At 52.7% G+C, this 26565-nt stretch carries 23 protein-coding genes, 1 other RNA gene and 2 pseudogenes; 8 read left to right on the top strand and 18 right to left on the bottom strand.

Going from position 1 to position 26565, the window contains the following annotated elements; genetic code table 11:
• Window positions 1-9: 9 nt before the first annotated feature.
• The 13 genes and pseudogenes from JQR87_RS07350 to JQR87_RS07290 form a co-directional block, all read right to left on the bottom strand.
• Window positions 10-1233, bottom strand: a complete 1224-nt coding sequence (locus JQR87_RS07350) for a glycosyltransferase family 4 protein (protein ID WP_407291289.1) — start codon at window positions 1231-1233, stop codon at window positions 10-12.
• Window positions 1234-1335: 102 nt separating this feature from the next.
• Entirely contained in the window at window positions 1336-2502 is a 1167-nt protein-coding gene (locus JQR87_RS07345; protein ID WP_407291291.1) for a glycosyltransferase family 4 protein, read from the bottom strand.
• 14 nt (window positions 2503-2516) lie between these two features.
• Entirely contained in the window at window positions 2517-3728 is a 1212-nt protein-coding gene (locus JQR87_RS07340) for an O-antigen polymerase (protein WP_407291292.1), read from the bottom strand.
• Window positions 3728-4828: a polysaccharide pyruvyl transferase family protein gene (locus JQR87_RS07335; protein ID WP_407291293.1), complete on the bottom strand. Its 1101-nt coding sequence runs from the start codon at window positions 4826-4828 to the stop codon at window positions 3728-3730. Before JQR87_RS07335 ends, JQR87_RS07340 begins: the two co-directional genes overlap by 1 nt.
• Window position 4829: 1 nt before the next feature.
• Complete coding sequence (locus JQR87_RS07330; RefSeq protein ID WP_407291294.1) at window positions 4830-5918, bottom strand: UDP-N-acetylmuramate dehydrogenase; 1089 nt, start codon at window positions 5916-5918, stop codon at window positions 4830-4832.
• Complete coding sequence (locus JQR87_RS07325; protein ID WP_407291295.1) at window positions 5915-7201, bottom strand: flippase; 1287 nt, start codon at window positions 7199-7201, stop codon at window positions 5915-5917. The genes JQR87_RS07330 and JQR87_RS07325 overlap by 4 nt, the downstream gene beginning before the upstream one ends.
• Window positions 7202-7597: 396 nt before the next feature.
• On the bottom strand, window positions 7598-8134 hold the full coding sequence (locus JQR87_RS07320; RefSeq protein WP_407291296.1) for a hypothetical protein: 537 nt from the start codon (window positions 8132-8134) through the stop codon (window positions 7598-7600).
• Window positions 8135-8221: 87 nt separating this feature from the next.
• Entirely contained in the window at window positions 8222-8911 is a 690-nt protein-coding gene (locus tag JQR87_RS07315; protein ID WP_407291297.1) for an MBL fold metallo-hydrolase, read from the bottom strand.
• Window positions 8912-9021: 110 nt separating this feature from the next.
• A pseudogene (locus JQR87_RS07310) lies at window positions 9022-10319 on the bottom strand (Wzz/FepE/Etk N-terminal domain-containing protein).
• A gap of 403 nt (window positions 10320-10722) precedes the next feature.
• Window positions 10723-11991: an LPS O-antigen chain length determinant protein WzzB gene (locus tag JQR87_RS07305; RefSeq protein WP_407291298.1), complete on the bottom strand. Its 1269-nt coding sequence runs from the start codon at window positions 11989-11991 to the stop codon at window positions 10723-10725.
• A gap of 150 nt (window positions 11992-12141) precedes the next feature.
• A complete protein-coding gene (gene ihfB, locus JQR87_RS07300) occupies window positions 12142-12426 on the bottom strand; it encodes an integration host factor subunit beta (protein ID WP_045164450.1) in 285 nt (94 codons plus the stop codon).
• Between the two features lie 314 nt (window positions 12427-12740).
• Window positions 12741-14402 (bottom strand): DEAD/DEAH box helicase, encoded by a 1662-nt coding sequence (locus JQR87_RS07295; RefSeq protein ID WP_407291299.1) that lies wholly within the window; start codon window positions 14400-14402, stop codon window positions 12741-12743.
• Window positions 14403-14834: 432 nt separating this feature from the next.
• Window positions 14835-15584: a spermidine synthase gene (locus JQR87_RS07290; protein ID WP_407291300.1), complete on the bottom strand. Its 750-nt coding sequence runs from the start codon at window positions 15582-15584 to the stop codon at window positions 14835-14837.
• Between the two features lie 113 nt (window positions 15585-15697).
• On the opposite strand from JQR87_RS07290, the gene JQR87_RS07285 reads away from it, so the two are divergent.
• Entirely contained in the window at window positions 15698-17047 is a 1350-nt protein-coding gene (locus JQR87_RS07285; protein ID WP_407291301.1) for a class II 3-deoxy-7-phosphoheptulonate synthase, read from the top strand.
• A gap of 229 nt (window positions 17048-17276) precedes the next feature.
• On the opposite strand, the gene efp is transcribed toward JQR87_RS07285, so the two are convergent.
• From efp to ffs, 3 genes are all read right to left on the bottom strand, one after another.
• Window positions 17277-17843, bottom strand: a complete 567-nt coding sequence (gene efp / locus JQR87_RS07280) for an elongation factor P (RefSeq protein WP_407291302.1) — start codon at window positions 17841-17843, stop codon at window positions 17277-17279.
• Between the two features lie 43 nt (window positions 17844-17886).
• The gene (gene earP, locus JQR87_RS07275) at window positions 17887-19026 is read right to left on the bottom strand and encodes an elongation factor P maturation arginine rhamnosyltransferase EarP (RefSeq protein WP_407291304.1); all 1140 of its coding nucleotides are present in this window, start codon (window positions 19024-19026) and stop codon (window positions 17887-17889) included.
• A gap of 236 nt (window positions 19027-19262) precedes the next feature.
• Window positions 19263-19359: signal recognition particle sRNA small type (ffs, locus tag JQR87_RS07270), an RNA gene on the bottom strand.
• 290 nt (window positions 19360-19649) lie between these two features.
• Between ffs and JQR87_RS07265 the strand changes: the two are divergent.
• Both JQR87_RS07265 and JQR87_RS07260 read left to right on the top strand, forming a co-directional pair.
• Window positions 19650-19751, top strand: a pseudogene (locus tag JQR87_RS07265) (DUF4236 domain-containing protein); the annotation flags it as partial.
• A 141-nt stretch (window positions 19752-19892) separates the two neighbouring features.
• The gene (locus tag JQR87_RS07260; protein ID WP_407297898.1) at window positions 19893-20831 is read left to right on the top strand and encodes a hypothetical protein; all 939 of its coding nucleotides are present in this window, start codon (window positions 19893-19895) and stop codon (window positions 20829-20831) included.
• Window positions 20832-21024: 193 nt separating this feature from the next.
• Here the strand turns inward: JQR87_RS07260 and JQR87_RS07255 are convergent, their stop codons facing one another.
• A complete protein-coding gene (locus JQR87_RS07255; protein ID WP_407291305.1) occupies window positions 21025-21915 on the bottom strand; it encodes a hypothetical protein in 891 nt (296 codons plus the stop codon).
• A complete protein-coding gene (locus JQR87_RS07250; protein WP_407291306.1) occupies window positions 21912-22295 on the bottom strand; it encodes a hypothetical protein in 384 nt (127 codons plus the stop codon). The genes JQR87_RS07255 and JQR87_RS07250 overlap by 4 nt, the downstream gene beginning before the upstream one ends.
• A gap of 609 nt (window positions 22296-22904) precedes the next feature.
• On the opposite strand from JQR87_RS07250, the gene JQR87_RS07245 reads away from it, so the two are divergent.
• The 5 genes from JQR87_RS07245 to JQR87_RS07225 all read left to right on the top strand — a co-directional run bounded on the left by JQR87_RS07245 (window position 22905) and on the right by JQR87_RS07225 (window position 26215).
• Complete coding sequence (locus JQR87_RS07245) at window positions 22905-23483, top strand: recombinase family protein (protein ID WP_407291308.1); 579 nt, start codon at window positions 22905-22907, stop codon at window positions 23481-23483.
• 287 nt (window positions 23484-23770) lie between these two features.
• On the top strand, window positions 23771-24598 hold the full coding sequence (locus JQR87_RS07240; protein ID WP_407291309.1) for a Rha family transcriptional regulator: 828 nt from the start codon (window positions 23771-23773) through the stop codon (window positions 24596-24598).
• A 131-nt stretch (window positions 24599-24729) separates the two neighbouring features.
• Window positions 24730-24999, top strand: coding sequence for a hypothetical protein (locus tag JQR87_RS07235; protein ID WP_407291310.1), 270 nt, complete (start codon window positions 24730-24732; stop codon window positions 24997-24999).
• Between the two features lie 197 nt (window positions 25000-25196).
• Window positions 25197-25487: a hypothetical protein gene (locus JQR87_RS07230; RefSeq protein WP_407291311.1), complete on the top strand. Its 291-nt coding sequence runs from the start codon at window positions 25197-25199 to the stop codon at window positions 25485-25487.
• Window positions 25484-26215 carry a hypothetical protein gene (locus tag JQR87_RS07225; protein WP_407291313.1) on the top strand — a complete coding sequence of 244 codons (732 nt, stop codon included), beginning with the start codon at window positions 25484-25486 and terminating at the stop codon, window positions 26213-26215. The genes JQR87_RS07230 and JQR87_RS07225 overlap by 4 nt, the downstream gene beginning before the upstream one ends.
• The last annotated feature ends 350 nt before the right edge of the window (window positions 26216-26565 follow it).

Genomic DNA, 26565 nt, shown 5'->3' with positions numbered 1-26565 from the left:
TACACCCCTTCATATCTGAGCTCTCGACGCTAGGATTTCAACCAAGCGCTCAGCCTGATGGTCCATGTCGAAATGATCATTAAAATAGCGCTGACCGGCGCTTCCCATCTTTTGGCGTTCAGCAGGGGACAGCGACATGAGTTCGAGAATACTCGCTACCAGCAAATTGGCATTTTCAGGCTCGCATGTTTTGCCTGCACCGGCCTCCTCAATGACACGTGCACCTTCGCCGCGTAACGATGCGATGATAGGTTTTCCGGCAGCAAAATATGCCTGCACTTTGCTAGGAATAGTGTAGGAAAAGATCTCCTCGTCCCTTAGAGAAACCAAAAGTGCGGAGGAAAATTCAAAAATTTGCGGCATGGCTTCCATAGGGAAGCGACCCGCAAGAATCAGATTATCGAGCCCAAGGGACTTCTTGCGCTCTTTTACCCACTCAAGTCGGCTACCGCTTCCAACCAAAACAAACTTCAACGTCGGGTGCTTGAGTGAAAGTTCCGCTGCCTCAACGATGGTCTCAATCGACTGAGCTATACCGATATTTCCGGCAAAAACAACACAGAAATTTTCCCTTAGCATTTCAATGAGCTGCGCTGGGATTTCAGGAACCAGAGTCTTTGCGGACGGTAAAGCGATAGAGTTTGGATAATAGACGAGTTTGCTAGGACTGGCATAAAAGGCAACGGGGTCAAAAAAAGCGCGTGATTGCAACAACAACGTGTCACACAACGCGTAGATGCCGCGCACGACCCAACCAACCACACGGAGCGTCCATGGCTTACGCACAAACCCTGTCGCAGCGAGACTTTCAGGCCATAGGTCCTGAATCCAGGCAGCAAGATGCGCGCGCTTGAGCCACTTGAGAGGAATAGCGGGTATCACCTGAGTAATTGGCGACATCGCAAAAACCACGATGCTATCGAACTTACGACTACGTAGAAGCCAAGGAAATAGAAACAGGCCAGTAATAACGAAAGACAGGTAATTCAATGTTAGATTTATTGCGCCCCCGCGGCCACGCGGCCACAGAGGAACCCGTATTACGTCGACGCCCTCAAAACGCTCACCCTGGACCCCCCACGCCTTATATCCATCAAACACCTTTCCTCCAGGATAATTAGGCTTAGCAGTTGCCACGGTCACATCATGACCTTGCTCGGTGAGCTTCCGAACCAGATCATTGATTATGAAGGTTTCAGGCCAAAAATATTGAGACAGAACTAATATACGCATTCAAGCAAACCGCGACCCGTAACATAGGCAACATTAGGAAAACTGCTTTAGATAACAAGCAATCACCACATATTAACTTAAAGCAGCACTATAAGCACACAATTAAATGCGACCGTTAGCGCGGTTATAGCTTTCCATTGCAAAATTAAATAGCTCATAATTATCGGAAATATCTTTCTCATTATTTATTATTGACAAAGCATTCAGCAAAACCTTTTTTCGCCAATCTAATCTAGAACATTTATCCATCACAGCAATCGTTTCGATTTTTTTCGCGAACTCATTTAAGTCCAGCGGCAAATCCCAACCCAAGTCGTTCTGCGCCAAATCCTGCCAAGGTGTTTGGTCACTTAACAATACGGGCGTACCAACCGATAATGATTCAGCTATCACGTGGCCATAGTTTTCGCCACGTGTTGGAAATAAGAACAGATCATGACTAGAAAAAATATCAGCGACGCTATCTGGCTTGATAGAGCCGCAATAGTTTACGCTTATATTTGCAGGGAGCTTTTCAATTAAACTCAAGCAAGAGCCCCAGTAAACCTCATCCTCAATTGGACCATAAATATTGAAAACCAAAGACGACTTCACCTTTGCAAGAACCTGCAAGGCGAAATCAAGGTTTTTCATTGGAGAGATACGGGATAAAAAAATCAAACGGCAAGTATCAGTAGCGTTTATATTTTCGCTGGGGATTGCTATTGAATATCTAGACGGCAAGTCTTTTGCGACAAATATGGAAGATTGCCTTACACCCAGCACTCTAACGATATCCTGTTTTTCAAGTTCGCTAGAAGCCTGCCAAACAACCCCCCGATGCAACCCAAGCGATTTAGAAATCATTATAAACAACTTCTTTTTAAACGGCTTGAGAGCCATAGCCCCGGCTGAAAATTCGCCACGCGGTGCCAGCACAACCGGGCGCTGGCGTATTAAACCCGCCCTTTTCGCCAACAAGGGCTTAATAGAAAATGAAAAGTCAAAGAAACTATTCAGATAGAGAACATCAAAATTGGAGCCGTTTATCAGCGATGCCATTTTCTGTAGCGATAGATTGTCTGGGCTTAGATAAATTACAGCTGCATTTTCTAGGGTTTGCCAAGAGTTTATATCCACGTTTGAAAATGATGTTTTGTCACACAAATCCCGATCTCGGGTAGCTATAGAAAAATGGCAGTCTTGAAGTTGCTCAACCATATTTCTAATAGTTTTAACTGGCCCTCCAGCCTTATAAGATGGGAGGTAAAAAGAAGTCAGGGCTAGCACTGATATCTTCCTATTCACTGGCATTCGGATGCATGCTCCTTATCATTTTTTATAAAGAATAAATAAACAAAAAACAATAGAACAAATGGAAATACAACGCCATTAAATATCAGCACCTTTATAAAGGTAATGAACCCCTCCCTAAAAAAATGAAACATCAACAATGGCAACAAAGAAAAATATACCGCTCTAAAAAAGGGAGACCAAGACGATTTAACTCTTAGAAAACCGTAAAAATAGCCAATACAAAAAATATAAATCGGATAAAGCATACCGAAATTTGAATACAGATTGGAAAACAGTGCGTTCGCACCAAAAGGAGATTCTTTGTTTTCATCAAAAGTAATTTGATTTATTATTTGCAGTTTCTCGGGATAAATAAAGCTTGGGATAAAATTTATTAACGCGGCAGCGATATCTACAGGAAAATTCAGCACCAGCCTCCCCCCTAAGTTAGCAAGATAAAGGGCACCACTCGTTGCTGTAAATAATGGCTCAACAAAAAAAATCGAAACTAAAATAGCACTATCTTCGAAACTATACCCTGAGCGCCAAACCCCCACCCCTAAAACCAATAAAAACGCTCCACTCAAAAGAACATAGAAATAAACATTTCTGAACAAAAAGGGATTGCGAGACAAAGAACCTAGCACCATAGCGATAAAACTAAGTACAAAAAACATTCTGGAGCCAAAACCCAACAAGCTAAGCGACGCAACAATAAATAAAATAAAGTACATAGATTTAATTTTTCTACGGCTAAAAAAATTATAAAAAAGAGCGCTAGTGAAAACTAAAGTGGCTAGAGGCCCAAGCACTTCTATGTTGTAACTCTCATAACCAGAAAACATGCCCCCCCCAGCCGCCCTAATTTTAAAAAAAATTAGAATGTAAAAAGCAAATAGCATTAGGAGAACTATACTTGGAGCTAGTCTAAAACCAGAAACCCCGTCAACAAAAATACCCTTCCGCCGCACAATGATCTTGGCTAGTTCATACCCTAGTAAAAAAAAAAGAAGAACCAACGAAACATCAAGCCAGTAGAAAAAATTAAAGTAATCGAGCCCGATATAAGGCCCAGCAGCTTTTACTAGCGGCAAGTCGCCCAAAAATAACAACGAGAAATATGGCGTTATCAAGTAATAAATTAACCCAAACAAAAAGAACGGAACCGCACTTGGTATCCAGAGCTTCTGGTTTTCTAGGACAACTAAAACGTTTTTCATTAAGTACAAGCCTGCCTTAAGTAGGTCAAAGACTCGTTCCTCGCATCAACAAGCCGGAGTAAAGCAGGCCTCATATCGACCTCAAATGATATTTTATCGAAATCTTGGATATTTCTGGCTAACCTCTCCTCCAAGCCAACGAGCTGAAGCAAGCTTTCAATACGATTCGAATGCTTGCCTGAAGAAACTGCTACGAAAGGTTTCCCAAAATTTAGGGAAAAGCAGGTCCCGTGAAACGAGTCAGTTACTACAAAACTTGCGTTAGCGAATAATTCTATAAATTCTTTAGGCCCTGCGTCTCGAATCTGCTCATCCACACGAGCACCTGCCGACAAACTTTGTTCGAGTGATATAACTCTTAAGCCAAGTTTCTTTGAAAAGAAATCTACAGTTTCTCGTATCAAAGGTATCTTGGGCACAGTGTAGAGTAAAATATAATTATGCTTGTCTATATCTTTTGATACCTCAACAGCATCCAGCCACTCTTCTCTATTCAATAACAAGGTTGGGTCCAGTACATGACGAACTGGTCTGCTTAACAACTTTTGCAAATAGATTTGAGTGTCTTTTTCCCTAACTGCTAGCTGCTCGAAACCCACCAGCAACTGCTGAACACGGCCTGCTTCAGCTTCAGAGTATTTATGCCCACCGATACTTGATGCAAAAGATATTTTCTTTGCTTCTAGCGGAGCAAACTCTAAAAAATAGACTGGGTCAATTTGACCCTTATCGTTCACACATACGGGGTTCCATATTTGATCACTCCCAGCAATGTAAATATCATATCTGGGAATTTTTCCAGCCAGCAAGTCAGCATGAGTAACGCTTTCCGTGAGGCGAAATTTAGCATCTATAAATTGCTTGAATTTCTTAATGGCACGGGACCGAGGAAAAAGCCTGCATATGTCTTTACCTGTCCCCAACAAGCCATGGATGCTGGGCTTGACACGTACTAGATCAAAACTTCGTGAGATATGACGATTCTCATAGTTTATGATCTCAACCTCGCCGTAGTTCTTCAAAATTTCTTGCATAGCGAAGGCTTGCAAAACTGCACCATAATTATTAGCATTTTGAAGAGTCAGAAGTGCTATTTTCATTTTAAACTTTTTCCTCTTCAAAAATACGAGAAAGTTCCTTTAACTCATCTGAGATCTTTATTGATGGATAGAAAACAGGTTCATTCTCAATGATATCGAAACTGCCTGCCAATTCTGAGATATCCAAAATATGTTTAACAAAATCTGCATCGCTATATTGACCAGAATTTATCAGAATATTAGCGCTTTTCTTTGAAAGATGATAGCGCCCCTGCTCCAATCGGCGACTGCTAAAATTTCTTCCTGCAAATTTAAGAGCGAGCTTGTTGAATACATAATTGTTTGGCCTTCTTCGATGAAAGAATTTACTTATAGGATTTTTCTTAAAAACTTTAAGAATAAGGCAGTATAATGTATACCAAATATTCTTTCTGAAAATCTGCAGATAGATATCTTTATTCAGTGATATCATACTTCCGAGATTTGGATAAGCCCATTCTTGATACAAATGACGGGCTATATGATACGTTTCGATATTGTGTGCAATGTCTTCCTGTATACCTTTATCGAAATCAAAAATAGCACTAATGATAATTAATTCGGGGTTCGTTCTAAACAAAGAGCGTCTATATGCAAACCCACATTGTTCTTTACTCAACATCACCACGTGCCCAGCATCATCTATGCATTTAACGGACACAAGCCTATCTGAAATCGAATAACCATAGGCGCCAGCGTTCATGAATATCGCGCCGCCAACTGTACCCGGTACGCCTTCTAACCCTTCACACCCAGTTAAACTGTTAACTAAACAAACTCTTACCAAGTCGCCTAAAGAATAGCCTGCCCCAACCTCAATCTGTGTATCTGACAATACAAAATAATTGATATTCTCTGTAGAAATTATTACCGAGTAAACAATGTTATCGAAAAATAATGTGTTAGTGGTACCACCGAAAACTCTGTACTCAACATTTGCTTCACAGCAAAACGATACTAAACTCACAAACTGCTCTAACGTTGCCGGTTTAATGTAAAACTTTACAACTCCGCCTCTTTTAAAATACGTCCGGTACTTTAGCTCAAAATCCTTTAAATAAAAGATTCTAAGTTTATCCAAATGATCCTCAAGCTCAGTCAAACTTTTCATCGATCAGCCTTAAAAACGAACTTGGAAGCAGAATAGTAATATAAAAACAGCAGTACACCATTGCTTATAACCGTCGCTACAGCGGCGCCCTTAGCGCCATAGCTTGGAATTAGTATGAGGTTAAGAGCCACATTTAATATTGCAACCCCCCCCATTAGCTTGACTTTTAAGCGCATATGTTCCTGCGTTACCAATGTCGCTCCAACACTACTCGCAACAAATAAAATTGGGGCAGAAATCGCTAAAACTACTAATAGCTCAACTGAGTTAGTATAGTCGCGACCAAACAAGTAAGGGATCGCTAAAGGCGATAACAACCACACCACAAGCATCGCTAACAGGCCGAGCAGCAGCATTATTATATTTCCTTTACGGTATATTTTATAAAACAAAATTCTATCGTGATTAGCCCATCTATGGATCTTCGGTAGAAGAAATTTTTGATAGATCATACCTGGGAAGAGAAGCACGGCCGTCATTACTGTAAAGGCAACATTATAGTAACCAGCCGCTTCATTTCCCGATATATACTTTACTAATATGATATCGCTCTGAAAATATATCAGATGGAACACACCCGCCAAACCAAATGGCCAGGAGTTTCTTAGGATGTCTATTATATTTGGGTGCGCCAAATTTTTCTCTCGTACTTGCTGTGACCTGTGACCCTTCAATAAGATCTTGCCTTTAGCCATATTCATCATTGGCTTAAAGCCTGTCGCAAAAACCAATAGCGATACAAGTGCAAACGAGTATGCGACCGACTCAATGTCGAAGCGGCTACCCAACAGGCCACTTACGACTACCAACAATAACAGTCTCGCCAAGTGTGGCATAAGCTGCCACACAGCTAAGCATTCATATTTTTCTTCTAATTGGAGCCTACCAGAGATCAATTCAGCTGATACTTGACCTAATATAAAGAGGGACATAATAATCAAAACTGCCTGCATTTTTTGGTCATGTGGCCCCCAAACCCCCCATAACACGACAAGTGACATTACCAAAGCCATGCTAAACGATATGAATTTGAGTGATGGCGTAACAAAACGAACAGCCTTCCAGCCTTCCTTCCCAAACTCTTTTAACCAATACTGGGCAATGCCAAAACCTACCACTGGTACTAACAAGCCCATCAAAGATAAAACAGAAGCAAAAATTCCAAAATCTTGCGGGCCAAGCGTTCTAGCTATCATGACTTGTGTTAAGAAAGCACAACCAGCGCCGGCTAAGGAACCCAGCCATAGTAGTGAAATATGCTTTGCTGCTTTGATATTACCCATTATTTCGCTTATCAATTAATATGGATGAGTACTATTTTCTGTGTCGCTTCGATAAGAATCGCCTAGCGTCTGCTTTGATGCGTGGCAGGCACGTGCTGGTGCGAGTTCAACGACCGGAGAGGCTACTTATGTTAACTTTCTGCAATATCCTCTTGGTTGGTTACTCAGGCAGGCTTAACATACAATTGGGGCCGTTGAACTCTGCTTAAAAGTGAAAGCCTTCTCACCGTACTCGCGATACTACTAGCTCACGTAGTCCGTGCTTACAGTTATAAGCTGCACGTCTCGCTGACTTTACCACCACTAAATCGCATGTAATTTCGTACCTGGTATCTGTTGGTGTTTTGCTCGCCACGAGCCATCCATATTGCCAGCCGGGCCACTGCTGCATCCAAGTCACAAACTCAACCAACCCTCTTGATCAGCATGAGCGTAATCGCCAGCGATGCTGGTGATGCCGGCGCGAATGTCGATCCGTTCACCGTCCATTTTCACATAGCCGCACTTCGGCCCGTAGGTCTGGATAGCCTTGGGCCTGGAACTAATGAACAAGACGTCGTGACGCTTATCTTCCAGCATGGCCTTTACGTAGTTGAATTTGCGACCGCCGCTGCACATGCCGCCACTGGCGATGGTGATGGCTGGGCGTGCAGTCTGGGCGAGATGGTTAACGATGCGCTGGTGATCACCGTGGCTGTCTATTGTAATGAGCTGTTCGAAGGCCAACGGGCGGCGCCCGGATTCGACACGTTTACGAGCCTCCTGGTTCCAGAGGGAATTCAGCGTGCGATAGGCCTCGGTGAAGCGGCCGGCGAGCAGGAAATCGAAAGTGACGTACAGTTTGGGCCAATTAGTTGGGTCGGTTCGCGGTTGAGAATTGATCGCCAGCAAGCTAGCTCCTACAGAGTCTGTGGTGTCCTGTTTGTTGTGCATGACCTCTTCGAGTTCGTAGAGCACCTCTTGGGTACGGCTTATGCCGGCGGCCGGGATCAGTACGGTACCCGGTCCCGTAGCGCCTGATCAATGACGGCATCGAGGCGCTGGTGGCGGTGCTCGCGGTCCTCGTGTAGGCGGCCACCATAGGAGCTTCCAGAACTGGACTATCGGTGCAGTCTGGCGAATTCGGCGGCACCAATGGCGTAGGGGCGCCCCAAGATCGCCGGAAAAAACCACACGCTTGCTCTGGTTCTGCTCCGGGTAGTTCAGAGCCAGCTCGACATAGGCCCAGCGGAGAATGTGGCCGGCAGGCTGCAAGCAGACCCGCGCGACCAGTTCATTGCCGTCAAACACGGTGAACCAGTGCTGATAAGGCAATGGCTCAAGGGGCTTTTCGATGCGCTCAATGTAACGCTTGATCTGGGTCTGGTCACGGCTGATGCTGAGCTTGAAGGCATCTTCGAGGACAATGGGCAGCAGTTTTGCCGAAGGCTCGCTGCACAGAATAGGCCCTTCGAAGCCTGCCGCCAGCAGATATGGGATCCGACCGACCTGGTCTATATGCACGTGGGTAGCGATAAGGACCTTGATTGTATCGAGGGGGAATTCGATGGCCAGCCGATCCGTTTCTGTCGCACCGGGTAGTGAGGCATCACCGCCCTGGAACAGGCCGCAATCAACCAACACACTGGTTGCGGCGTTCATATGCAGCTGGTGGCAGGAGCCTGTGGCTCCATCCCCGGCGCCATGATGTTCAATCAGCGGATAGTGCATGGTTATTCCTTTAACGATTGCTTCAATCACCCATGACCTTTTAGCCATGAGCCCACATCGTGAAAGAGGCGGGAGGTTGTCCGAGTTGAAGCGTTGCTGGCCGCACGCGGTCAGGCGACGGATGGGCGGTCAGCTTGAGTGACAGGACGGCGCAGGTTTCGCACCAGAGCAATGAACAGCCCGAGCATGCCACCAAGAACCAAGGCCAGCGCGACGATCATCGCTTTCTTTGGCTTAACGGGTTGTATTGGAGCGACGGCATGTTGATCGATTGAGACCAGCTTGAGGGCTGCGGCGTCAAAGTCCAGCGCACGCAAGCGCGTGGCCTCCTCACGCCAACCAGCAAGCCCTTTCAGGAAAAGGTCTTCGTTTTCGCGACTGTTGAACGTCTCGATCTGGCGGTTGTGCTCCAGCAACTTTAGCTCACGTGCAATCTGGGCAATGCGCGGTTCGGTGAAATCGTCGGAACGGCGAGCCTGTAGCGCTACACGCTCGGCCTCCAGTGCTTCGCTGCCCATGAAGTACAGCGGGATCTGCTGGTTGTTGACTTCGGTACGGATGACACTGCCTTGAGCGGTTACCTCGGCAGCCCCCAGCGACGACGGTGTCGTGGGCTTGGTGATCCCCAGTGATTTGGCGATGCTTATCGCCTCGTTGAGCTGATTGATACGGTTGTCGCGGCGCGTCTTCAATTGCTGACGCAGGGCGGCGAGCTCATCGCTCAACTGAGCGCGCTTGATGCATCCGCCTCGCTCAGCTTGGCGATCTCGACTTCTTTGCTGGCTTCGTAGTTGGCACGGGCAGCAGCCATCTTCTTTTCAAGCTGGCTGAGCCGGTTGCCGACGAGAGTATCGAGATCGGCGGCGATCTGTTGGCGCACTGCGCCCAACGAGTGCTGTATGAAGCCGTTGACCACATCGACGCCATTGATGTTCTCAGGGTAAGTTAGCCGTATGCCGACAAAGGGGGTTGTCTCCCCGAGTTTTTTGGCGTCAGGTTGCAGCCGAATGAAGGCCTCTTCGTTAAAGTCCTCGAAGGTCTGCTCAAGGGTGCGGCCGGGCTGGGCCAACTCTGCGAACAACGACTGATTGTTGCGGAAAAAACTGAGGCGGTTGTCATACGAATCCAGCATGGCCGCCACTTCGGCCAGGGCTTGCTTGGGTGTCATCTCGTAGATGCCCAAGTGATTGAGCTCATCCAGATCTTTAATGGCCGCTGGGCGCAGAACACTCTGGACGCTGTAATAGCGAGGCGCCAGCACGGCGTATGCCAGCCCGATAAGGCCAACCAGCAAGGTGATCGCGATGATCAGCGCTTTTTGCTTCCATAGCGCACTGAACAGCTCAACCAGATCGATCTCACTTGCGGTAGCTGGGCCTAGATTCTGTGGAGAGGTTATAGCATTCACGTCGAAATCCATCTCATCCGTGTACTGCGCTACGATATGCGGCGCATGACCGCAAAAAAAACAGAAAGTTTCCGTCACGTTTGCGGGCCCCCATTCTGCCACTTGTTTCACAAAAAACAAGCAAGCAGCGAATGAAAGGAATCCGCCTGAATGTCGCACCTGCGCGCTTTCGCTCGTCTTACCGAGACCGGAACGCCCTGTCGCAATCGCCACTCCCACCTTTGCCGGTGACGAGCAGTATTGTTGTGCAAGGTTGGGGCATATACCTATCTGTGACGGCATATGTGGAATGGCTCTTGATGAGAATGCCCGGATTTGCAGCGCAACCTTCAACGGCTCAAACAAAAACGGCAGGTCGCGTCGGAGCGGACCTGCCGTGATTACGATTCGGATGAGGTTATCGCTAGATAGATCGCTCTTGCCAGGCCCCGCGCGCCATCAAGCTGCGTATCAGCGCGATGAAGATCCCGAGCATACCGCCGAGCACAATTCCTAGCGCGACTATCATCGCCCTCTTCGGCTTGATCGGTCGCGATGGTTCAAGTGCTGGCTGATCCAGCCGAACCAGCCTGAGCCGCTCGGTATCGAGCTTGATGCTCTTGAGACGGGCCGCCTCCTCGCGCAGCTCGGCCAGGTTGGTCAAGTACAGGTCTTCGCCCTCTCTCCCCTGGAGGATCTCAACCTCGCGGTTGTTTTCCAGAATCGCTAGTTCGGATTGGATCTCAGCGATACGGGGCTCGATGAAATCATCGGACTTACGATTGGTAAGCGCATCGCGCTCAGCGGTCAGTGCCTCGGTACCCATGAAGTACAACGGGTTCTGCTGGTTATTCACCTCTGTACGAATGACCTGCGCTCCGCCCCGTGGCGCCTCCGACATGGCTGAAGGGCTAGTCGGCGTGCGAATGCCCAAGGATTCGGCAATTGAAATAGCCTCGTTTAATTGCTGGATGCGATTCATTCGGCGCGTTTTCAATTCCTCACGTAACGCGGTGAGCTCGTCTTTGAGCTGAGCTCTCTTGAGCGCGCTTTCTTCCAGCAGCGACGCAATCTTCGCTTCCTTGGTGGCATCGTAGCTCGCCCGCTCCGCATCCATCCTCGCCTCAAGGCCAGCAAGGCGGTTAGCGATTAGACTTTCGATGTCTTCGGCTACTTCCTGCCGCTCCAGCTCCAACACATAGGCTACAAACTCATTCACCACCGAGGCGCCGTTCATGCCTTTCGGGTAGGTGAGCCTGAGCCCGACGAATGCAGTGGGGTTATCGGTGCGCTTGGGGTCGGGATAGAGCATCTCAAACGCCTTTTCGTTGAAATCGGCGAAGGTCTGCTCCGGCGAATCGCCCTGGTTGGGGATGCTTTCAATAAGCTCAGGGCGGCTCAGAAAGAAGTCCAGGCGATGGTCATAGGAAGAAAGGCCACCGGCTACGCGATTAATTGCTTCTTCAGGCGTGAGCTCATAGATGCCCGTTTCGTTGAGCTGGTCGAGACTACTGTTCGGAACGGGTCGTAGGTACGTTCGGGTCGCGTAGTAAGGAGTAGCTGTGAACGCGTATGCCGCTGCGATAAGCGTAACAACTAACGTCACGCCGATGATGAGCAGCTTCTGTCGCCATAGGGCGCGAAACAGCTCGACCAGATCTATCTCTTCGGGTGTAGAGGTATGGTGCTGCACGGTCTTCACCGGATCCTTGTCATGAAGGCGCTTCACTGCATCGAAAGCGAACCGGGATTAGTACATGAGCAAGAGCACAAGTTCCGCAGGATTATGAGCTCGAACGACTTTGACGCCAGAGACACCATCTAGAGTAAGGCAGTGCCGTAACTACTCTTCTTCGTTCACCCGGTCCCGCAACTCCTTGCCCGGCTTGAAATGGGGGACGAACTTGCCATCGAGCGGGACGGACTGGCCGGTCTTGGGATTTCGGCCGACGCGGGGCGCGCGGTAATGAAGGGAAAAGCTGCCGAAGCCGCGGATTTCAATGCGGTCGCCGGTGGCCAATGCCTGGGCCATCTGTTCAAGCATGGTCTTGATGGCCAACTCAACATCCTTCGACGAAAGCAGCCCTTGCTGGGTGACGATACGCTCGATCAACTCCGACTTGGTCATGGTTTTCCCTTCGTTTTCAAGCGGCTAGATCAATTGGGTTGCGCTCGTTTGTAGCATGTTGTTCAGAGTTTGAACAGTCTAGCGAAGCGAGGGGAATCGAAGAGGCAAAGGTGTTCAAGGCTGCTCGGTACGCCTGAGAACGTGTTGGGTTCAGTGCACAGTGGCACTTAAGCCAAGCGGAGCCTAACGACCGGGCGAAGCGCACGATGGACGCATGCAATAAATCAAACGCGAAAAAAAAGGCGGACCGAAGTCCACCTTTTTATTGAGTCAGCGCGACGCCGAGGCCCGTAGCGTAGGGCTTCAGCTAGACGTCAATCCTCGCGATAGCGGCGCAGCTTGAGTTGTTTGCCGCCGACGCGGGTGTCCTTGAGCTTACCGAGCAGGCGCTCAAGCCCCTCTTCCGGCAGTTCGACCAGGCTGAAGCTGTCGCGGACCTGAATGCGGCCGATGGCTTCGCGTGCCAGGCCGCCTTCGTTGAGGATGGCGCCAAGCAGGTTGCGGGCGGCAATACCGTCGCGCGCGCCCAGCGGCGAACGGCAACGAGCACGCCCTTCAGCAAGCGGGATCGGAGCGCGACGCTCACGGTCACCACTGCGCTCCGGACGATCGGAGCGCTCGCGCGGAGAACTCGTAGGCACCAGCGGCTGCTCTTTTTCAACTTCAGCCAAGGTCAGCGCCTGGCCGTTGGTGGCCTTGCGCAGCAGCGCAGCGGCCAGGGCACGCGGGCTGCAACCGATATCGGCAACCAGCTTGTCGAGGAGCTCGCCATGGCTGGCTTCTGCATCAGCGACCAGTGGAGACAGGCTGTTGGTGAGCTTCTTGATCCGTGCGTCAAGTACTTGCTGGGCATTTGGCAGGCGGGCTTCGGCAACCTTCTGGTTGGTGACGCGCTCGATGACCTGAAGCATGCGGCGCTCACGCGGAGTCACCAGCAGCAGCGCTCGGCCCTCACGACCAGCCCGGCCGGTACGGCCGATGCGGTGAACGTAGGACTCCGGATCGTACGGCATGTCGACGTTGAACACGTGGGTGATGCGTGCCACGTCGAGGCCGCGAGCGGCGACGTCCGTTGCGACGACGATATCAAGGCGACCATCTTTGAGCGATTCGATGACACGCTCGCGCTGGTTCTGGGCGATGTCGCCATTCAGCGCAGCGGCCTTGTACCCCCTGGCTTCCAGAGCGGCAGCCAGGTCCAGTGTGGCTTGCTTGGTGCGCACGAACGCGATGAGCGCGTCGAAATCTTCCACTTCAAGCAGACGCAGCACGGCAGGAATCTTTTGATCGGCATGAACCATGAGATGCGCCTGCTCGATGCGCGCTACGGTCTGGGTCTTGGCCGCAATCTTGATGTGCTGTGGTTCGCGCAGGTGCTTCTCGGCGATCGCACGGATGGAGTGCGGCAGTGTCGCGGAGAACAGTACGCTCTGGCGGCCTTCCGGCATGGCCTCGAAGATGACTTCGAGGTCGTCCATGAAGCCCAATTTGAGCATTTCGTCGGCTTCGTCGAGAACCAGATACTGGATGGTGGACAGCAGGGTGCCGTTACGGCTCAGATGGTCGACCAGACGGCCAGGTGTGGCAACGATGATCTGCGCGCCCTGACGGATCGCCTTGAGCTGCGGGCCCATCGGAGCGCCACCGTAGACGGCAACGACGCCTACGCCCGGCATCTGCTTGGAATAGGTCTCGAACGCAGTCGCCACCTGCAGAGCCAGCTCGCGGGTCGGCGCAAGAATCAGCGCCTGCGGCTCACGCTTGGCCGGATCGATCTTCGAGAGGATCGGCAGCGCAAAGGCTGCGGTTTTACCAGTACCGGTCTGGGCCTGGCCGATCATATCGTGACCGCTGAGAATTACTGGAATAGCCTGGCTCTGGATCGCCGAAGGCTCTTCGTATCCGACTGCAAGGACAGCAGCCAATACGGAAGGATGAATACCGAGTGCGGCAAAGCCGCCGATTTCTTGGGTCATGGGTCTTTTCCTGATGCTCCGCAAAGACCCATGTTCCGAAGCTGCGCATGCCATGCAAAACCCGAAGGTCACCCTGGCAGCCTGGTCGGCGGGGTTTGCGAAAACGTAATGAATATTGAATCGTCTAGGACAGCCGCGAGAAGCGGAAAGCAGCCGAAGCAGCGCTTCGTGTGTTGCAGTACCTGAACGCAGGCTGGGTTTCAGCCGGCGCGTACTATACCGGAAATTTGTGAAGCTGTGGGTGTATTTGTCTGCCGGGTTAGGTTTTAGACGGGCTGCGGCATGGAAGCATTGGCTCTGCAATGCCCTCGCCTACGGACTGGCCATTGATGCTGGGAGAGTATTCAGCGTGCAGCTCGTCTATCAAACAGGCGAACGCCGTCTTCATCAGTGAGCGCCTTGAGGCGAGGCTTGTTGCGGTGGACGGATGAACTAGCTCGCCGGCCGTAGCGCATCGATCAGTGGAACCAGCGAATACCCCAGGCGCGGCGCCAGTGTAGCAGCCCGCTCACGCAGTCCCGCGAAATCCAATACCTGCTCGAGATCCGCCGGAACGAACAGCACGACGTTACCCTCCTTCACCGGGCATTCCCAATAATGGCGATGAAAAAGCCCACGAAGCAGTGCCGCACCGAGCGGCTTGTCTTCATCAGTGCCCCATTGGTTGATCACTAGCCAACCGCCCGGATTCAGTTTCTGCTGACAGCGCTCAAGAAAGCGCCATGCCAAGTGCGCGGCTGCAGGGCCTGTATCGGTGTAAAGATCGACGAAGATGAGATCGGCGGTTTCAGCCGATTCGAGCAACTCAACGGCATCGCCAACGCGGATATAGAGGCGCGGATCGTTCTGCAAGCCGAGATATCGCATCGCCAGTTCTGGCACATCCGGGCGCAGCTCAATGGCTTCTACGTCTTCCAGCGGCAAGAACTGCAGACATGCCTGGGTCAATGTACCTGCGCCCAGGCCAAGGAACAGCGCTGTTTCGGGCGCGACGGGCAGCAGGCCACCCATGAGCATGGCCCGGGTGTAGTCATATTCAAGCCAACTGGGGTCTCGTGTAAAAACGCAGCTTTGCTCGACCGCCGCGCCGAACTCCAGAAAGCGGTAATCCCCCACTTCCAGCACGCGGATCAGACCAAAATCGTCCTTCACTTCGGCGAGCAGAACTTCCTGCTTGTCCATGGCACTACTCCAGATCGGTAACCCATCTTAACAGCCCCATTGGCAAGCGCTATCAGCGGTGAGTCGACGCATCAGGTAATATCCGGGCATATTTTCGCGGACGGAACTACCTCATGAACCACGCCTGGAGCGCCACCAGCTGGAGAAACAAACCCATCCAGCAGCAGCCGCAATACCCTGACGCTGAGCACCTGAAGCGCGTTGAGGGCACGCTGGCAAGCCTGCCGCCGCTAGTGTTTGCCGGTGAAGCACGCGAACTGCGTCGGCAATTCGCCGAGGTGACTCAGGGTCGCGCCTTTTTATTGCAGGGCGGCGACTGTGCGGAAAGCTTCGCTGAATTCTCCGCACCGAAGATCCGCGACACGTTCAAGGTACTGCTACAGATGGCGATCGTGATGACGTTCGCCGCCGGATGCCCGGTGGTTAAGGTAGGCCGCATGGCTGGCCAGTTCGCCAAACCACGTTCGTCCGATAGCGAAACCATAGACGGCGTCACTCTTCCCGCATACCGAGGCGATATCGTCAACGGCATTGGCTTCGATGAGAAAAGCCGAGTGCCGGACCCGGAGCGCCTGCTGCAGGCCTATCACCAATCCACCGCCAGCCTGAACCTGTTGCGCGCCTTTGCCCAGGGGGGCTTTGCCGACCTGCATAAAGTTCATCAGTGGAACCTCGACTTCATTGCCAACTCGCAAATGGCCGAGAAATATCACCAACTGGGCGCGCGGATTGATGAGGCACTCAGGTTCATGCGTGCATGCGGAATGGACAACGCGCCGCAACTGCGCGAGACCAGCTTTTTCACGGCGCACGAGGCATTGCTGCTGAATTACGAACAAGCATTTGTTCGTCAGGACAGTCTGAGCGGCGGCTGGTACGACTGTTCCGCGCATATGCTCTGGATCGGTGACCGCACCCGGCAGCTCGACGGGGCTCATGTTGAGCTCTTGCGCGGGGTCGGTAATCCTGTCGGGGTGAAAGTCGGGCCAAGCATGGACAGCGATGAGCTGATCCGCCTGATCGACATTCTGAACCCCGACAATGACCCAGGCCGCCTGAACCTTATCGTGCGGATGGGCGCCGATAAGGTTCAGGAAGGTCTGCCCCGCCTCATCCAGGCCGTTCAAGCAGAGGGCCGCCACGTGCTGTGGAGCTCTGACCCGATGCACGGCAATACCATGAAGGCATCGAGCGGCTACAAGACCCGGGATTTCGCACGGGTGCTCGCAGAGGTGCGACAGTTTTTCGATGTGCACCGGGCCGAAGGTAGCTATCCAGGCGGAATTCATATCGAGATGACCGGACAGAACGTTACCGAGTGCATCGGCGGTTCGCGCCCAATAACAGAGGACGGCCTATCCGACCGCTATCACACCCACTGCGACCCTAGGCTCAACGCTGACCAGTCGTTGGAAATGGCGTTCATGATCGCCGAAACGCTAAAACAGGTGCGACCCGCTTGACCCACTTCTGATTGATAGTGCGATCAACCGCTACCGGTGCGTTTAGCAAGGCTTCGCATTGGCGGGCTGAGCTAAACGCAGGGAAGCGGCGGACCAGAGCAGGCCCCTCCTCCCGACTGCAACAGGTAAGACTGCGTTAACAACGCCCCCCTAAAAAGAAACCCCGCCAAAGCGGGGTCTCTTTATCGATTCGCCTGTCACGAGGCAAGGCTTGTCGGCAAGCGCTGAATCAGGCCTTGATGCGCGACTTGTACTCGCCGGTACGGGTATCGATTTCGATCGAGTCGCCGATTTCGCAGAAGGCAGAAACCTGCAATTCCGCACCGTTCTTCAGACGAGCAGTCTTCATGACTTTGCCTGAAGTATCGCCGCGCACGGACGGCTCGGTGTATGCGATTTCGCGAACGATGGTGTTCGGTAGCTCGACCGAAATCACCTTGTCGTTGTAAAAAGTGGCTTCGCAGACGTCGGTCATGCCGTCTTCGATAAAGGTCATGACGCCTTCGAGATCGTCTTTTTCGATCTCGTACTGGTTGAATTCCTCGTCCATGAAGACGTACAGCGGGTCAGCGAAGTAGGAATAGGTCACTTCCTTGCGCTCGAGAATCACCGGCTCCAACTTGTCATCAGCCTTGTACACGGTTTCGGTCGCCGAACCATTGAGCAGGTTCTTCAGCTTCATCTTGACCACGGCACTGTTACGACCGGACTTGTTGAACTCAGCTTTCTGGATGATCCAGGGTGCGCCGTTGATAACGGCCACTTGGCCGGCACGGAACTCTTGTGCGGTTTTCATACGAATATCCGAATGGAATTAGAGACATAAAACAGGCCGCGTATCATAGCCAATCTGTGTAAAAAAACACCAGCTTTCCGGCCAGATCGCCATTGGCGACCTGCTTGTGTGTCCACCGATCAGCGTGTGACTTCAGCTCAGCTTCGTGTTTGAGCAACCCAACCCAGGTGTTGCCGCATCCCACCCCATCGTTCCATGATCTCCAGAATTCTCGCAAGGCAGCGGCAGCCGACGGGGAAAGGTCGCGAACGTAAAGCTCCAGATAGGCATTGAGCTTGTCCCAGTGGGCGTCTTCTTCCTGAGGATAGATATGCCAGACCAGCGGGCGCCCGGCCCATTGCGCGCGGATAAAAGACTCCTCCCCCCGCACCGCATTGAAATCGCAGCACCACAGCAACATGTCGTACTGGTTCTGCGTCAGAAATGGCAACACAGCGATTTGCAGCGAACCACGGGTGTGGCGATCTCCGACCGCGAGCCGATCCAACCCCAACCAGCGGGCAACATCACCGAGCACCCGCCCGTGAGGGATCATCAGCAATGATGAACGCTCATCCGCGGCCAGCACATCCAACCACCCTTCGACGGCACCATTTTCATAGGCGAACAGGGAAAGCAATCTCGTATTGGGCTGCGGCCTCAGCTCCAGGCTCTCCAGGAACGCGTCGCGTATTGCCGGGTCGCTCTGGAACGCCTCTCGACGCGCCATAAGATCGCCTTCACGAATCAATCCCCCGGTGCCATGCTGAAATCCTGGAAAGAAGAAGTACTTGTGCAAACCATCGGGCTGCATCGACGGCAACGCATGACAGCCCACCACCCAATCCTCTGCACTGAGGTACTCCAGATTCAGCCAGAGGATACGCCGCGCACTGGCGGCCATTGCCTTGATATAGGCATCAGGCAGCTGACAGGCGAATGCCTCGATCACCACGTCAGCGGGCTCCGCGCCAGGCCATTCAGGCGACCAATGCCGAACGTCAACCCCTTCATGCCATTGTTGAGCGGCTGTGGCGCTAGCACCCGGACAGAGTTGTGCGAAGGTCTTCAGGTCATCGACCCAGAGCCGCACCGCCTGACGATGCTCAGCCACCAGCTGCCGCGCCAACCGCCAAGTCACGCCGATGTCTCCGTAGTTGTCGACCACGACGCAAAAAATGTCCCAGCTGGCTTTGACTGACAACAGAATGCTCCTTACTGGATCGGCCGTTTACATGCCGTTAGAAGTATCTGCGAAAGATACAACAGTAATGCTGGAGGTCTAGGCAGGCTATCGCTGCGCTGTCGGTGTGCCAATGGAGGCAGGCGCGCAAGCGAGAAAACGAGGCACAAGACGTTCGGATTCACCCGAGCCGCTCAAAGGGCCCAGCGTAGATCGATGTCAAGGAAGACAGATTTGAAGGTCATCATGGAGGTGAACCCTACCAGCCACACCCCGGCACACAATGTCACCGCTGCGGCTGCTCCCTTCCGGGCCTGACCGGGTTCACGGCTGATCGTTGCGGGGGGACCGGCAGGGCCCACCATGACAAACCCGCCTGGCGGCGAGCGGCGCCATTGTACCGGCTCGCCACCTTTGCATCGGTTTTCGGCTGACTACACGAGCTGCGAATTAACCGCGCCATTGTATGAGCCCATTTGAGAGCCCTGCAAGGCATCGTGTATCACCAATCTGGTCCCCTTTTGTACCACCGGCACACTTTGGTTCAAGCCAGCTGCGCCTGCTATTTGGTCTTCTTGCCAAAAGCAGTTTGTTTCATCAGTCTTGAGCTTCATCACGGCAGTAATGCAACAGGGAGAAGTGGCATGGCGATGCGGTTCAGGAAATCATTCAAGTTGGCCCCAGGCATTCGAATGAACTTGAGCGGATCCGGCGTGGGGTGGACGCTAGGCCCGCGCGGTGCGACCGTAGGAATTGGCAAACGTGGAGCCCACCTAAACACCAGCTTTATGGGCTTCTCCAACCGTCAGAAACTTTCCGGCCCATCCAAGCCCGCCAGATCCCCCGGGCACAGAAGGCCCACGACACTCGTCTCCTTGACATGCGCCGTGCATGACGACGGCACGCTGACATTCCAGGATGCTGATGGCAATGATGTGCCGGAGCACGTGGTTGAGGCAGCCAAGAAGCAGAACAAGGAAGCTATCCTTGCGTTAATTCAGAGCAAGTGCGACGAGATCAACAGAAACATTGAGGCCTTGGGCAGCATTCATCGGGACACACCTGATTGCAATACGCGCCCGACCTTTACTGAGGTTCCTTTCAGCGAACAGAAGCCAGCCCCTCCCCGGCCTCGAAAGCCAACCCTGCTACATCGGTTATTCAAAACGAAGATGCTGCGTCTGGAGGCGCAGAATGCCGAAGCCCTAGCAGACTTCACGACCCGTCTCGATGCTTGGGCAAACGACCAAAAACGTCACAACAAGCACCAAGGGGACCGGAAGCGACTCATTGAGGACGGCATCTACAACCGAGTATCGGACATGGAGGCCTGGCTCGAGGAGAACCTGCAGGACATATGCTGGCCCCGAGAGACTTCCATATCCATGGAGCTGCTTGAAGACGGTAAGTCTGTACTGCTTGACGTGGATCTTCCAGAAGTAGAGGACATGCCGTCCGTCACCGCAAGCGTACCCAGTCGAGGCCTAAAGCTGTCGGTTAAGCAGATGTCAGCTACCGCGATCCAGAAGCTCTACATGGCTCATGTACACGCTGTCGCGTTCAGAATAATTGGGGAGACGTTTGCGGCCCTGCCGAAAGCCACAACTGTAGTTCTGTCTGGCTATTCCCAGCGGCCTGACAAGAGCACTGGACGCATCGCTGACGACTACCTCTTATCGGTTCGCGTGGATCGAGGTCAGTGGAGTGATATCGATTTTGGCCGTTTGGCGGACATCGAAGTCGTTGATGCGTTGGCTCGATTCGATCTTCGCAGACAGATGACTAAAACGGGCATTTTCAAAGCCATCGAGCCTTTCAAGCAGTGACAAATTAAGGTCTCCCTACAGAATCGAACCAACGACACTGACTGGAGACCTTAACCCACTTAGGAAGCGCCCTCCAGAGAGGGCGTGAATGCGGAGCGTACTCAATGAGTTCACCCTCAACTATCGGTCCGCATTACTAGCGGCACCGGCATGACTGGCCAGGGACCGGCAGACGGGGCCGCTAACGTTTAGGTTAAATCACTGACCCGCCAGCTTGGGCCTCCTGTTGGGCGCCATCAAGTTCTCTCACGACGCCCCGAACCCGTTTTAGCCCTTCATCCGGATTCGCATACACACTTTCTCTGCGGATGATGCTCCCGTCTTGATTCAGCACTACCCAAAGACAGTTTTCCAACGGATCATCGGGCGGGACGAGTGCAGCTGCGTCTTTATCGCTCTGGGGCACCAAGGCGGATATGAAATGATCCATAACAAGTCTTTTAGTCGTGTGATACTCCAGGAAATACCCGAGCGAATAATAGAGCTTACTCTTTGACGGGTGGTTTTCGTCATAGATAACAAGAAAAATGGGCTTTCCGGTTGCTCTGGAAGTTTCGACAGCATCTCGCAGAGTCCGCTTCGGCTCTTCGATAAAGAACGGGTTACTTCCGGACATGGAAGGTCCAGGCATGTGCGCTTGCTCAATGTTTACTTTTGAAGCAGCAGAAACGCGCTGGATTCGCAGTAGCTCTTGCTCGGCCTGTTCTCTGGACCTCAAGCGCCATAGCATTACCACGCCAGCAATCGAAGTGCTGAGGCCTGCGACAATAAAGGCAACTTGCTGTGGCCTCTCAGTGAAAATATAAACAACATCTTCATAGAAAAAGCCGCCCAAGGCTGTCAAGATTCCGATGACTGAGTAGAGTTGAAGGATTAACTTATAGGGCGAAGATCTCCGTCGAGCAAACAGTTTGTAGTGGCCCATTTCGTCTTGGGCTTCTTTTATATCTGCTCCGGTTATTTCAACTAGATCATCACCGAGAACATACTTTCTCTGCTTGATGCTCTCCTCAAGCTCCTTCGCCTTGTATTCCTTAAAGCTTTCGAGCGCATTTTTCCCTGATTCTGTGTAAACAATCTTCATGGCTGCTTCAGCCTCGTGCTACGAACAACGAAAAGGATTACGGCTATTGCTACACTCAATACGAACAACGGCGTCCCCCAAGGCTCTTTCAAAGAGCCGCCGCCGACTCCCGCGAGAGCCGTAAAAACATACTCGCCGATTTGAACCGGAACTGACCAAACTGATGGCTTCGTTTTTCCGAGGCTAGCAGCCATTGCCATCGCGCCAGATCGAACATGGTCGTGAGTCACTTCGATATTTGAGTCGTCTGCTTTATCTGCTTGGGCGAACACGGTCGCCTTTTCAAGTAGGGTTTTTTCGAAGTCCAGCACGGCGTCCTTGTATCGTTTCAGGCCCGATGTTGTAAGTCCCGCCTGCACTAATTCCTGGTCTGTCTTCACATAGGTCCCCGGCTGTGTGAGTTCTGCATGCTTTGATTTTCACTTTTTCACTATTGGTTAGTAAGCGCCGCAAGCGCGATGATGTTCTGCTCTAACGGGCAGCATAACGCTCTCTCTCATGTATGGCTTCTTGAGCGAATTAAATGTCGCGGCAGAAACAACATAGGCCGAGCTGGGAAAGCGACATGACCAATGCGCAGGTTACGAAGCCGTTAACAGCTTGTCCATGGTTTGTATTTGATCGGCTCTGTCGACAGCAATTGGGAAGCCGGCCTATTTTCGGCCGAAAAATCCAAGCGACCTTTATGAATAAGGTCACAATCTAGCTCCCCCCCCCCCGCCCCCCCCGTTACCGCCTGCATACGCCCGCACCATCATTACCACCTCCCCGGCAGGACCAAGTGTGCTCTGGAATTGACCCCCCTCTCATGGGGGCGGTCAGCACCAGCACGCCAGACTGGCTCAGGAAGTACACCTTGTGAGCTAAGCCAAGCCGCCGCACGACGACACGGCAGAATGAGGCCTGCAGCATGGATCATATGTGTTGACTTTTAATGAGCCTCAATGCAGATTGCGAGCCTACATTCTGATCCATATGGGCACGACAACATGACCGCCATCCTCGCCTACACCCGAGTTAGCAGCGACGGCCAGTCCGTCGAGGCCCAGCGTCACGCTATCGGGCAGCGCTATAAGGTCAACGACGAGGGATGGTTCACCGACGAGGCAACCAGCGGCACCACCAAGGCCCTGGAGCGGACCGGCTTCAAGGCGCTGTTCACCTTTGCCAGGAAGGGCGACACCGTCATCGTCGCCGCCATCGACCGCTTGGGCCGGAACACCATCGACGTCCTGGAGACAGTCGAGGCGCTGGCAAAGAAGGGCGTCACCGTCGTTTCCCTGCGTGAAGGCTTCGACTTATCAACGCCAACCGGCAAGCTCATGCTCACCCTGCTGGCTGGTGTCGCCGAGCTGGAGCGGGAGAACATCAAGGCGCGCCAAATGGCCGGCATCGAGAAGGCCAGGCAGGACGGTCGTAAGCTGGGAGCCCCCAAGCAGCACGACGATGCCGCTATCGCTGCATGGCGGAAGGACACAGGTTCCAGCATTGCTGTAACAGCCGAACGCTGGAAGGTATCCCCGGCGACCGTCAAAAGAGCCTGCAGAGCAGCAGGGGCGGGGCTTTGAACCGTCTCATGGGTATTTACGGCCAGTCATTGCTGAAATGGCATCAAGCCATCAATCTTGAGCCGTAAGCGCTGTTCCTCTATCTGCTAAGCGTGCCTACAGGGCAGCCATTTTGACGCCTCTGTCAGCCTGCGGAGCATTTAGGGCCAGTCTTCGCTAAGGGTGCCATCAAGCCTTCAGGCACTGTTGCCCTAACAGCACTCCCCCACTATCTGCGACGACTACGACACCTGCCCGAACCACCAGGCGGGGCGTTAACGTTCGCCTATCATTTGGAAACCTTACCCATGAAACATGCATCTCTAACCACATCACAACCGTTCTTCCGCAGCATTGAGCGGGCCCAGAAGGTCATTGCTCATCTGCAGCACCTCACGGAGGACGCCCGGTCTGCTGACGAAGCGCCCGTCAACTTCCCACAAATGGGCTGCTCTCGCATGAACGCCAACATCAAAGCCGATGCGGCTATCACCATGAGCAGTCGCGAGATTGCCGACCTCCTGGACTGCCGTCACGACAACGTCAAACGGACCATCGAGACCCTGCAGAACAAGGGTCTGGTGACTTTTACTCAGACTGAGGAAAAGGGTATCGGACGCCCTGTCACGTTGTTCCACGTCGGCAAGCGCGACAGCTATGTCATCGTTGCCCAGCTTTCCCCTGAGTTCACCGCTCGATTGGTCGACCGCTGGCAGGAACTGGAAGCTGCAGTTGCCCAGCCAGCCATCCCGACAAACTTCACCGAAGCCCTCCGCTTGGTGCTGCAGTTGGAAGAAGAACGTCAGGCCCTGGCCGAGACTAAGGCCCGACTGCTGCCCTATGCCCAGGTCGGTGCCACTGTCGGTCAACGAAACCGATTGGGCGTCGTTGAGTTCGCCAGAAGGCTCCCAGGAGTCGATACTCAACAGGTCCAGAAAGACCTCCAGGTCATGCAGTACCTGTTCAAGCAGAACGGCAATTGGGCTGTTTACAGCAAGTTCCGAGGCGTCCTGTTCGACGAAGTATTCGACAACGACGGCCGCTCCAAGGTCGTCGCCCTGGAGAAGGGTCAGCAGCTCTTGGTTCGCCTGTACCACGAAGGCCGGCTGACCATGAAAGCGGATGCGCGCCATTGAATGGCTGAGTGACGACTATGCACAGCGCTGGTCTCAGTACGCGATTAAGCAGAGCTGCACGGCTTGAAATGCCATTCGCTGTTCTGGTGTCCTATCATCTGGGAAGCAAATGCCGCTGAAAGGAGCCCGCTATGACCGACGCCGTCGTCTCACAGGATATTCAGTTTGCCCCGCCGGAAACCTCGTCGGATGAATCGCTACGGCTCATTCGAGAGGTCAACAGGTTGAACCTCCAGAACACGAAGCTTCAGGCCGAAGCCGAGAATCGCAGGCTGCAGCGGGAGCTGAGGTACGCCAAGCGTCCATACCTGACGTACCTTGTACCGCTGGCAATCGCTACCGGGCTGCTTGTCGGCATACCAGCACTGGTCGTCATGCTCGTTATGCTGGTCAAAACCTAAACACTGCTGCTGCAGCTCATAACAGCCTACCTACTGGGGTTCTGCAGGACTCGGCCGTATTTACCACCAGTCTAAGCTGAACCCCATCGTCAGCCACTGACGTAAACCCAGCGCACCAGCAAAAACCCTCACTGAAACCCTGCCGGATTCGTCCAGGCAGGGCGCTTGCGCTTGCCTATCACAAAGGAAAATTACCCATGCGACATACCACACCTGCGCCTCTCGTGCGCTTTTACATCCATATGCGGCGCGACCATGCCAAGCGGCTGACCAAACTGGCCAGTGCATTGGCGAGGAAGAAAGGCCGAGACGTCCGGCTTGGCGAGGCTCTGGAGCTGACCGTTACAGCTGGCCAGACCTGGACGGATCGGGACCTGCTGGATTTGGCTCCTAGCGACAAAGAGGCGCCGTACTGGCTTCAGCTTGGGCCAATCAATCGTAGCGGTGGCCGTGCTCACGTCCCGATAACGCTGAGGAACGCGCAATGACCGCCGTTGCTGAAATCGAAGAGCAAGTCGGTAGGCTTCTTCTTACAGGGCTATCGGAGCGAAAGATCGCTGAGCAGGCTGGCATTACTCGTCGGCAAGTCCGAAATATCAAAGAACGGATCGGAGATGCGGAAGGCGACGACAATCCCTTTGCGTTCGACGTTGGGCCGACCATCAGCCGCTCACAAGCTGTCTCTGAGCTGGTCAACTTAAGCGTTCGTCCCGAAGGGGTCCGAAAATCTGAAATGTGGCCTGTCCTTCGTGCGCTCTTCGGTTTACGTCTCGACGATGAGTCCGGCAGGTTCGAATTGAACATGACGGACAACCAACTCCGCTACCTGAAGGACAAGACCAAGGAAGCTGCGCAATCCCGAGGCAAGGACGCATTGTTCCTTCCGGAGTGGCTTCCTCGTCGTGCCCCTTGCGCAGCTGTCGACATGCTGACCAACGCAGCCCACAGCCTTGTTGAACGAGCTCATGAATACACTGCGGATTTTCTGGCGGCTTTCCCTGAGGTGTCTCCGTCCGCCGTCTTTCATGAGCTTATTTCCCTGAGCTTTCGCCAAGCATGCCCAGAGCCGGTAATTACGAGATGCGAGCGCAACAAGGAGACCGCTGACAGGTTACAGCTGCGACTCGATGCCCTCATGATGACTGCTGCCGCGAATGATTCCTCAGCTGCGCCGCCTGTGATGTTCGACCCTGAGTTGGACCGCATCTGCCTGTGAACCTCAGACGGCCCGCCGGGGCAGGCGTGAGCCAGCAGTAACGGAGTGAGCGAAGCGAGCGACAGTTATTGTCTGGGTCCGTAGAGCCTGACCTTCATCAAGCATCGTTTCAGGGGGCTATCGCCCCGACTACTTCGTTGTTGTCTCCCCTCATTGTCCCAGCTGCCGCCCCGCTGTGATTCAGACGCTGACGATATGGGCCAGTGAACCACCCTATATCTATGTCGGGAATTGGTCCGCCTGCTACCGAGTTAGTTGGCTAGCACGGCTCATCAGCAAACCGCAGCCTCCGTCATTAACCATCCCGGCACGCCTGGCGCACCCGTCAGGCAAGGCCTTACTTCGTCTAA

Source organism: Stutzerimonas stutzeri, from assembly GCF_051028275.1.
Taxonomy (GTDB): Bacteria; Pseudomonadota; Gammaproteobacteria; order Pseudomonadales; family Pseudomonadaceae; genus Stutzerimonas; species Stutzerimonas stutzeri_AS.
This window is presented reverse-complemented; position numbering and strand designations above follow the sequence as displayed.